The organism is Inquilinus sp. (assembly GCF_057815775.1).
Genome location: NZ_JBYRFX010000655.1, coordinates 1 through 1,621, shown reverse-complemented (window position 1 = coordinate 1,621; position 1,621 = coordinate 1). Strand labels below are relative to the sequence as shown.

Annotated in this window: 2 protein-coding genes; both read right to left on the bottom strand. The window is 64.9% G+C overall.

All coding sequences use genetic code 11. The features are described 5' to 3' along the window. Window positions 1-436: 436 nt before the first annotated feature. Window positions 437-829 (bottom strand): barstar family protein, encoded by a 393-nt coding sequence (locus tag AC3XYG_RS22740; RefSeq protein WP_489142143.1) that lies wholly within the window; start codon window positions 827-829, stop codon window positions 437-439. Window positions 830-871: 42 nt separating this feature from the next. Further along, on the bottom strand, window positions 872-1,621 hold a 750-nt coding region (locus AC3XYG_RS22735), incomplete at its 5' end, for a hypothetical protein (protein WP_489142142.1).

The window sequence follows — 1,621 nt, the reverse complement described above, 5'->3', positions numbered from 1 at the left end:
TTCAGGGCGACGGAGCGGCGGATGCCGAGGAACAGATGGTCGAAATGGGTTGCCGCGGCCCCGGCCTTGGCGTCGTCGTCAACCTTGAGGGCCGCGAGGCTCCTGACCTTGAACGCCCGGGCCAGCTCGCCACTGAGCGCTTCCATCTCCGACAGCAGCGTCCACTCCTGCGCAAACACCTCCGCCGGGGATCCGGCGGTGGGTGTCTGGGGCGTGGGCGCTGTGTGTTTCATCCCTTGATGAGAACATAAAGGGAACAATGAGTCGAGGGATAATACTGCCCGACCACCCTTCGCCGTCATCGCGAGCGCAGCGACGCGATCCAGGCCCGACCCCGCAGACCGAGCGGCGGGCGGCAATTCTGGATCGCCACGGCGCTGCGCGCCTCGCGATGACGGTGTGGGTTGGCTCAGCCTTACACACCCCGCCAACCGCTCTAGCGGGCGACCAGCTCGATGTTCGGGTGCTCGGCGATGATCTGCAGCACGATCTCGAAATAGGTCGCGCCGGTGCCGCTTTCCAAGTCGGCGAGGGCCTGGCCGATCAGCTCCTGGTCGTACATCTCGGGGTGCTGCAGCTTGTCGCGATAGAATGTCTGCGTCACACCGAAGCCCAGATCGGCCCTGGTCTTCTCCATGTTCCGCCAGACCAGCATGACAGGCTCGTCGCCCCTGATCGGGCCGTAGCCGCCATAGAGCACGTCGTTCAGCGCATCCAGGCTGGGGCCGAGCGTCCAGTCCTCGCCGGCCATGAACACGCGGTTGAGCTCGTCGTAGAAGGACGGGATATCGCGGATGGCATTGCCGTCGATGGTGATGACCGTCTTCAAGACACGCCTTCCGCAGCCCGGTCAGACCGACCCGTCGCCAGCCTAGACCAGGCCGTTCGCGAACATCCAGTTCTCCAGCCCGGACACGCTTTCGGCCTGGACCATCCGGTAGCTCGTGCTCGACCGCTGCAGCATGCCGGTGGCGGGGTCGTAGGAAGTCGGCGGATCGACCTGCTGCGGAAGGTAACCCATGTTGTTGCTGATCTTGGGGTCGTAGACCCAGCGCTTCGAGCCATCGACCCAATACATCCGGGTGACCGGGTCTTCCCAGCGCTTGTTGGCGCCGTTGTAACTGATGACGCTGTATTTCGAGACGTCGGTCTTGGTCGGGTCGAGCGGCAAGGCGAGATAGGATTCGTCGTCCTGGGTCAGCACCGGCTTGCCGTCGTCGAGCTTGATGCCCTTGCTCTGGGTGGCGATGACGTCGGCCTGGTGCGGGGTCAGCGTCTTGAAGAAATCGATCATGTCCTGGTCGGACTTGCCGAGCTGCTTGAACACGGCGCTGAGGCCCGGGCCGGCGCTGCGGCCGCCATCGTCGGTGGTCCGGGCCTTGCTGATGACGTCGGCGACGTTGGACGGCACCCCGCGATATTCGAGATAGCGCTGGTCGGCATCGTCATAGGTGTGGGCCGTGTCGTACCGGCCCTTGAAATAAACGATCCCCGAGCCGACCAGCATCAGGGCCGCACCGATCCCGGTCCAGGCCGAAGCGCCCAGGCCAAAGACCAGGCCGGAGCCGCCGGTGATCTCCAAGGTCTGGGCCGAGGCGGCGGTGATGAAGGCCGAGTCGCC